Source organism: Longimicrobium sp. (genome assembly GCF_036554565.1).
Lineage (GTDB): Bacteria > Gemmatimonadota > Gemmatimonadetes > Longimicrobiales > Longimicrobiaceae > Longimicrobium.
The window spans coordinates 1-8,791 of sequence record NZ_DATBNB010000235.1; the positions used below are offsets into that span (position 1 = coordinate 1).

Genomic DNA, 8,791 nt, shown 5'->3' on the forward strand with positions numbered 1-8,791 from the left:
TGGGCACCTCGATCGCGGGGCGGACGCGGAAGGAGCTCGAGGAGCTGATCGGCTTCTTCGTCAACACCCTGGTGCTGCGGACCGATCTCTCGGGCGACCCCAGCTTCCGCGAGGTGCTGCGGCGGGCGCGGGAGGCCACGCTCGGCGCGTACGAGCACCAGGACGTGCCCTTCGAGAAGCTGGTGGCCGAGCTGCAGCCGGAACGCAGCTTCAGCCACGCGCCGCTCTTCCAGGTGATGTTCGCGGTGCAGAACGCCGGGGACGGCGGAGGATGCGCCCTGTCGGGGCTGACCGTGAGCGGAGCCGGGGCGGAGCTCGCGAGTGCCAAGTTCGACCTCTCCCTTGTGCTTGCGGCGACCGCCGAGGGACTGCGTGGCGGACTGAACTACAGCACCGATCTCTTCGAGCGCGGCACGATCGACCGGATGGTCGGCCACCTGGAGCGGGTGCTGGAGCAGGTCGTGGCGAATGCGGACGTGCGGCTTTCGCGCATGGATCTGCTCGGCGCGGTGGAGCGCGCGCGGGTGCTGGAGGAGTGGAACCGCACCGATGCGGAGTACGCGTCGTCGTCGTGCATCCACGAGCTGTTCGAGCGGCAGGTGGAGCGCGCGCCCGGCGCCCCGGCGGTGGTCTTCGGGGACGAGCACCTGAGCTATGCGGAGCTGAATGCGCGCGCCAACCGGCTGGCGCACGACCTCCGCTCGCGGGGCGTGGGGCCGGAGGTGCGGGTGGGCCTCTGCCTGGAGCGGGGCCCGGAGATGGTGGCCGCCGTGTTGGCCGTGTGGAAGGCTGGGGGCGCGTACGTGCCGCTGGACCCCGCATATCCCCGCGAGCGCCTGGCGTACATGCTGGGCGACAGCGCCCCGGCCGTCGTCCTGACGCAGCGCGCGGTTGCGCAGGCGCTGGCTGGAGTGCTCGACGGCCTCGGCGGCGGCGTGCCGGTGCTGGAGCTGGACGGGCCCGCGCCGGCGTGGGCGTCGCAGCCGGATACGAACCCGTCGCGCGGCGGGGTGACGCCGGAGCACCCGGCGTACGTGATCTACACCTCCGGCTCCACCGGCCGCCCCAAGGGAGTGCTGGTGCCGCACCGGGGGCTCGCCAACGTGGCGGCCGCGCAGCAGCGCGTGTTCGGCGTGGGGCCGGACGACCGGGTGCTGCAGTTCGCCTCGTTCAGCTTCGACGCCGCCGCCTTCGAGCTGGTGATGGCGCTGGCGTCGGGCGCCGCGCTCTGCGTCGCGCCGCGCGACGAGCTTCTTCCCGGGCCCGGGCTGCTGGCGCTGCTGCGCCGGCACGCGGTCACCACGGTCACGCTTCCTCCCTCGGCCCTGGCGGCGCTCCCGGTAGAGGAGCTGCCCGCGCTGCGCACCATCACGGTGGCCGGCGAGGCGCTGCCGGCCGAACTCGTGGAGCGCTGGGGCACGCGGCACCGGCTGTGGAACCTGTACGGGCCCACCGAGGCCACCATCTGGAGCACGGCGGCGGAGTGCGCCGACCGGGCGCGCAGGCCGGACATCGGCGCGCCCATCGCCAACGTGCGCGCGTACGTGCTGGACGCGGCGCTCGAGCCGCTGCCGGTGGGTGTGCCGGGCGAATTGTACGTTGGCGGCGCAGGGGTGGCGCGCGGCTACCTGGGCCGGCAGGGGCTCACGGCCGAGCGCTGGATTCCCGATCCGTTCGGGGGTGAGCCCGGCGCCCGCCTGTACCGCACGGGTGACCGGGCGCGCTGGCTGGCCGACGGGCGGCTGGACTTCATCGGCCGCATGGACGACCAGGTGAAAGTGCGCGGCTTCCGCATCGAGCCGGGCGAAATCGAGGCGCGGCTCGGCGAGCACACCGCCGTCCGCGAGGCCGTTGTCATCGTCCGCGAGGACGCGCCCGGCGACCGGCGGCTGGCCGCGTACATCGTGGGTGAAGCGGAGACGGAGGCGCTGCGCGAGCACCTGCGGCGCACTCTGCCGGAGTACATGGTGCCGTCCGCGTTCGTCTATCTGGACGCGCTGCCGTTGACGCCCAACGGCAAGGTCGACCGCAAGGCGCTGCCGGCCCCGGAGTACGCGGCTGCGGCGGACCAGTACGTAGCGCCACGGACGCCCGTGGAAGAGGTGCTCGCAGGGATGTGGGCGGAGGTGCTGCGCCTGGAGCGGGTGGGGGTGACGGAGAACTTCTTCGAGTTGGGCGGGCACTCGCTCCTGGCCACGCGGGTGGTGACGCGCGTTCGCGAAGTTTTCGCCCTGGAGGTGCCGCTGCGGGCGTTCTTCGAGGGGCCCACGGTCGCGGAGCTTGCCGGACGTGTGGAGGAGATGCGCCGCGCGGGCCTGCCGGTGCTGCCGCGGGTGGTGCCGGCCGGGCGCACCGACGGGCTTCCGCTCTCCTTTGCGCAGGAGCGGCTCTGGTTCATCGACCAGTTCGAGCCGGGGAGCGCCGTCTACAACATCCCCATGGCATGGCGCCTGGGTGGTGCGCTGGAGCAGGCGGCGCTGGAGCACGCACTGGGCGAGATCGTCCGCCGTCACGACTCGCTGCGGACAGTCTTCGGGGAGGTCGATGGCGCGCCGGTGCAGGTGATCGCGCCTTTCCGCGGGTTCGTCCTTCCGGTGGAGGACCTGTCGGGGCTCGGCGAGGCGGAGCGCGAGGCGGCGGTCCGGCGGCGCGCCGGCGAGGAGGCGCGGCGGGCGTTCGACCTCTCGGCGGGACCGCTCTTCCGCGCGGCGTTGCTGCGGGTGGATGCTGAGGATCACGTGCTGCTCCTCTCAATGCACCACATCGTCAGTGACGGGTGGAGCATGGGGGTGTTCTCCCGGGAGCTGTCGGCACTGTACGCGGCGTTCCGCGACGGACGTGAGTCGCCGCTGCCTAGCCTGCCGGTGCAGTACGCCGACTACGCGGTGTGGCAGCGCGAGCAGCTGGAGGGCGAGGTGCTGGATCGGCAGCTCTCGTACTGGCGAGCGCGCCTAGCGGGGGCGCCGGAGCTGCTGGAGCTGCCGGCCGACCGTCCGCGCCCGCCGGTGCAGACGTACCGCGGCGCGTCGGTTCCGGTGGAGCTCTCCCTGGAGCTGCTGGGGCGCTTGCAGGCGCTGGGGCGGGGTGAGGGCGCGACGCTGTACATGACGCTGCTGTCCGCCTTCCAGGTGCTGCTCTCGAAGTACAGCGGGATCGCGGACATTGTCGTGGGGAGCCCCATCGCGGGGCGGACGAGGAAGGAGGTGGAGGAGCTGATCGGCTTCTTCATCAACACGCTGGTGCTGCGCACCGACCTTTCGGGAGACCCGTGCTTCCGCGACGTGATGCGGCGGGTGCGGGGGGTGACACTCGGTGCGTACGAGCACCAGGACGTGCCCTTCGAAAGACTGGTTGCCGAGCTGCAGCCGGAGCGGTCGTTGAGCCACTCGCCGCTCTTCCAGGTGATGTTCACGCTCCAGAACGACGGGGGTGGGCCCAGGGCTCTTGCCGGGCTGAGGGTCGGCGGAGTCGATGCGGAGCTCCAGACCGCAAAGTTCGATCTCTCGTTGAGCCTCGTGGCGACTTCGCGCGGCCTGCTGGGAGGACTGACCTACAGCACGGATTTGTTCGAGCAGGGCACCATCGAGCGCATGGTGCGGCACCTGGGGCGGGTGCTGGAGCAGGTCGCGGGTGACGCGGACGTGCGGCTTTCGCGGCTGAACCTGCTCGGCGGGGCGGAGCGCGCGCTGGTGGTGGAGGAGTGGAACCGGACGGCGGCCCAAGTTCCGGCGGACCGGTGCATCCACCAGCTGTTCGAGGCGCAGGCGGCGCGCACACCGGACGCGGTGGCCCTGCGCTTCGAGGAGGATTCGCTCACCTACCGCGAGCTGAACGCGCGCGCCAACCGCCTTGCCCACCACCTGCGTCGGCTCGGCGTGGGCCCCGAGGTGCGGGTGGGCGTGCTGATGGAGCGGAGCGTGGAGATGGTGGTCGCCCTCCTGGCCGTGCTCAAGGCCGGGGGCGGGTACGTGCCGCTGGACCCGGGACTCCCCGCCGAGCGGCTGGCGTACATGCTGGAGGACAGCGCCGTGCCGCTCGTGCTCGTGCAAGCTGCCCTGCGCGATGCAGTCCCCGCGCGTGACGGCGTCGCGGTGCTGGCGGTGGACGTGCTGGCGGAGGAGATCGCGGCCGAGAGTGCGGAGAACTCGGAGAGCGGCGCGGGGCCGGACTCGCTGGCCTACGTCATCTACACCTCCGGCTCCACCGGCCGCCCCAAGGGGGTGATGAACCAGCACCGGGGCGTGGTGAACCGGCTGGTATGGATGCAGGCGCAGTTCGGAATCGGCGCGGACGACGTGGTGCTGCAGAAGACGCCGTTCGGCTTCGACGTGTCGGTGTGGGAGTTCTTCTGGCCGCTGCAGCAGGGCGCGCGGCTGGTCATGGCGCGCCCGGACGGCCACCGCGATCCCGCCTACCTGCGCGACGTGATCGAGCGCGAGGGGGTGACCGCGCTGCACTTCGTCCCCTCCATGCTGCAGCCGTTCATCGATGCCGTGGAGGCCGGCCGCTGCGCGTCGCTCCGCCACGTGGTCTGCAGCGGCGAAGCGCTGCCGCCGGTGCTGGTACGTCGCTTCTACGACCGGTTCGCCGGCCCTGTGGAGCTCACCAACCTGTACGGCCCCACCGAGGCGGCCGTGGACGTGAGCTGCTGGACCTGCCTGCGTGACGAAGCGGCCGACGTGGTGCCGATCGGCCGGCCTGTCTGGAACACATCGCTGTACGTGCTGGACGCGGCGCTGCAGCCCGTTCCCGTCGGCGTCCCCGGCGAGCTGAACATCGGCGGAGTGCAGGTGGCGCGCGGCTACCTGGATCGTCCCGGCCACACGGCGGAGCGGTACATCCCCGATCCCTTCTCCGCCCATCCGGGCGCGCGCCTGTACCGCACGGGCGACAAGTCACGGTGGCGGGCGGCCGGCGCTATCGAGTACCTGGGCCGGCTGGACTTCCAGGTGAAGGTACGCGGCTTCCGCATCGAACTGGGCGAGATCGAGTCCGTACTGCGTGGCCACGGGAGCGTGACGGACTGCGTGGTCGTGGCGCGTGCGGAGGCGGGCGAGACGCGGCTGGTTGCGTACATCGTGGGCGATACGGAGGTGGAGGCGTTGCGCGCGCATGTGCGGCGGAGCCTGCCGGAGTACATGGTGCCGTCCGCATTTGTCTTCCTGGACGCGCTGCCGCTGACGCCCAACGGAAAGCTGGACCGCAAGGCGCTGCCTGCGCCGGAGCTCGCGTCGACGGAGGAACGCTTCGTGGCGCCGCGCACTCCGATGGAGGAGGTGCTGGCGGGGATCTGGGCTCAGGTGCTGCGCCTGGAACGCGTGGGGGTCGAGGACAACTTCTTCGAGCTAGGCGGGCATTCCCTGCTCGCCACGCGGGTGGTCTCGCACATCCGCGAGGTGTTCGGGGTGGAGGTGCCGCTTCGGGCGTTGTTCGCGGGACCAACGGTGGCGGAGCTGGCGGTGCGCATTGAGGAAATGCGCCGCGCGGATCTGCCGGTGCTGCCGCCCGTGGTGCCGGTGGAGCGCACGGGCGCGCTGCCGCTCTCGTTTGCGCAGGAGCGGCTCTGGTTCATCGACCAGCTGGAGCCCGGAAGCGCCGTCTACAACATTCCCATGGCATGGCGCCTGGGCGGCGCGCTGGACCGGGCGGCGCTGGAGCGCGCGCTGGGCGAGATCGTCCGCAGGCACGAGGCGCTGCGGACCACCTTCGGCGAAGTGGATGGGTCGCCGGTGCAGGTGATCGCGCCCTTCTCTGGATTCGTCCTCCCGGCTGAGGACCTGTCGGCGCTCGGGGATGCGGATCGCGAGACGGCGGTCCGGCGGCGCGCCGACGAGGAGGCGCGGCGGCCCTTCGATCTCTCGGCGGGCCCGCTTTTCCGCGCGTTGTTGCTGCGGATGGATGCCGAGGATCACGCGCTACTGCTCTCGATGCACCACATCGTCAGCGACGGGTGGAGCACGGGGGTGCTCCGCCAGGAGCTGTCGGCGCTGTACGCGGGCTTCCGCGATGGACGTGAGTCGCAGCTCCCCGAGCTGCCGGTGCAGTACGGAGATTACGCGGTGTGGCAGCGCAAGCAGCTGGAAGGCGAGGTCCTGGACCGGCAGCTGGCCTACTGGCGGGAGCGGCTGGCTGGCGCACCGGAGCTGCTGGAGCTGCCGGCCGACCGTCCCCGCCCGCCGATGCGGACGTACGAGGGCGCGACGGTCCCGGTGAACTTCTCCCCCGAGCTGCTGGAGCGCTCGCAGACGCTCGGGCGGAGCGAGGGGGCGACGTTGTACATGACGCTGCTGGCCGCATTCCAGGTGCTGCTCTCGAAGTACACCGGGATCGAAGACATCGTCGTGGGCAGCCCCATCGCCGGACGCACGCGCGGCGAGGTGGAGGCGCTGATCGGCTTCTTCGTCAACACCCTGGTGCTGCGGACCGACCTCTCAGGCGATCCGAGCTTCCGCGAGGTGCTGCGGCGGGTGCGGGAGACCACGCTGGGCGCGTACGAGCACCAGGACGTGCCCGTCGAGAAGCTGGTGGAGGAGCTGCAGCCGGAGCGCAGCTTGAGTCACTCGCCGCTCTTCCAGGTGATGTTCACGCTCCAGAACGCAGGGGACGGGAACGCGGGAAGCAGTCTTCCGGGGCTGCGCGTGAGCGGAGCCGGAGCGGAGCTCGCGAGCGCCAAATTCGATCTCTCCCTGACCCTGACGCCGACCTCGCGCGGACTGCGCGGGGGGCTGACTTACAGCACGGACCTGTTCGAGCCCGGCACGGTGGAACGCATGGCGCGGCACCTGGAGCGGGTGCTTGAGCAGATCGGCGCCGATGTGGACGTGCGCCTCTCGCGCCTGGACCTGCTCGGGGCTGCGGAGCGCGCGATCGTACTGGAAGAGTGGAACCGGACGGTCGCCGAGGTTCCGGCCGACCGATGCATCCACGAGCTGATCGAAGCCCAGGCATTGCGCACCCCCGGCGCGGTGGCCGTGCGCTTCGAAGCGGAGTCGCTCACCTACGGCGAACTGAACGAGCGCGCCAACCGCCTTGCCCACCACCTGCGCCGCCACGGCGTGGGCCCGGAGGTGCGCGTGGGCGTGCTGATGGAGCGGAGCCTGGAGATGGTGGTATCGCTCCTGGCTGTGCTGAAGGCTGGGGGCGCGTACGTGCCGCTGGACCCGGGGCTGCCCACCGAGCGGCTGGCGTACATGCTGGAGGACAGCGGCGTGCCCCTGGTACTGGCGCAGGCTGCCCTCCGCGAGGCGTTTCCCGCGCGCGAAAGCGTCGCGGTGCTGGCGGTGGACGCGCTGGCGGATGAGATCGCGGCCGAGAGCACGCGCAACCTGGCCGAGGGCGCGGGGCCGGACTCGCTGGCATACGTGATCTACACCTCCGGCAGTACCGGCCGCCCCAAGGGGGTGATGAACCAGCACCGGGGCGTGGTGAACCGCCTGGTGTGGATGCAGGCGCAGTTCGGCATCGGCGCGGACGACGTGGTGCTGCAGAAGACGCCGTTCTCCTTCGACGTGTCGGTGTGGGAGTTCTTCTGGCCGCTGCAGCAGGGCGCGCGGCTGGTGAAGGCGCGCCCGGACGGCCATCGCGACCCGGTTTACCTGCGCGACGTGATCGAGCGCGAGGGCGTGACCGCGCTGCACTTCGTCCCCTCCATGCTGCAGCCGTTCGTGGAGGCGGTTGAGGCGGGCCGCTGCGCGTCGCTCCGCCACGTGGTCTGCAGCGGCGAGGCGCTGCCGCCGACGCTGGTGGAGCGCTTCTACGACAGGTTCGCGGGCCCCGTGGTGCTCACCAACCTGTACGGGCCGACGGAAGCGGCCGTGGACGTGAGCTGCTGGACCTGCCCGCGCGAGGACTCGTCCGGCGTGGTGCCGATAGGCCGCCCCGTCTGGAACACCTCGCTCTACGTCTTGGACGCGGCGCTCCAGCCCGTTCCCGTGGGCGTCCCCGGCGAGCTGTTCATCGGCGGGGTGCAGGTGGCGCGCGGCTACCTGGATCGTCCCGGCCTCACGGCCGAGCGTTTCATCCCCGATCCCTTCTCCGCCGATCCGGGCGCGCGCCTCTACCGCACCGGCGACCGTGCGCGGTGGCGGGCGGACGGCGCCATCGAGTACCTGGGGCGGCTCGACTTCCAGGTGAAGATCCGCGGCTTCCGCATCGAACTGGGCGAGATCGAGGCCGTCCTCCGCGAGCACGAGAGCGTCGCCGACTGCGTGGTCGTGGCGCGCGGGGACGCGGGCGAGCAGCGGCTGGTGGCGTACGTGGTGGGCGGCGCGGAGACGGACGCGCTGCGCGAGCACCTGCGCCAGGGCCTGCCCGACTACATGGTGCCGAGCGCGTTCGTGTCGCTCAGCCATCTCCCGCTCACCCCGAGCGGCAAGCTGGACCGCAAGGCGCTCCCCGCGCCGGAGTACGCAGCCGCTGCGGACGGGTACGTGGCGCCGCGGACGCCGGTGGAGGAGGTGCTGGCGGCGGTCTGGGCAGAGGTGCTGCGTCTGGAGCGCGTGGGGGTGCACGACAACTTTTTCGAGCTGGGCGGCCACTCCCTGCTGGCCACGCGCATGGCGTCGCGCATCCGGGCCGAGTTCTCAGTGGAGCTGCCGCTGCGGACGCTGTTCGAGGGGCCCACGGTGGCGGCGCTGGCCGCGCGCGTGGAAGAGATGCGCCGTCTGGGTGGGCAGCTGGCGCCCCCGGTGCTGCGGAGGAGCCCCGCGTCCGATCCGTACGACTCGATCTCCTCCCTCGACGAGCTCTCCGACGACGAGCTGGACCTTCTCCTGAGCAACCAATCGTGAAG

General features: G+C 71.6%; 1 protein-coding gene. It reads left to right on the plus strand.

Annotated elements, in window-relative coordinates:
* Nucleotides 1–11 precede the first annotated feature (11 nt).
* Entirely contained in the window at nt 12–8,789 is an 8,778-nt protein-coding gene (locus VIB55_RS06405) for an amino acid adenylation domain-containing protein (protein WP_331875840.1), read from the plus strand.
* Nucleotides 8,790–8,791: the final 2 nt, after the last annotated feature.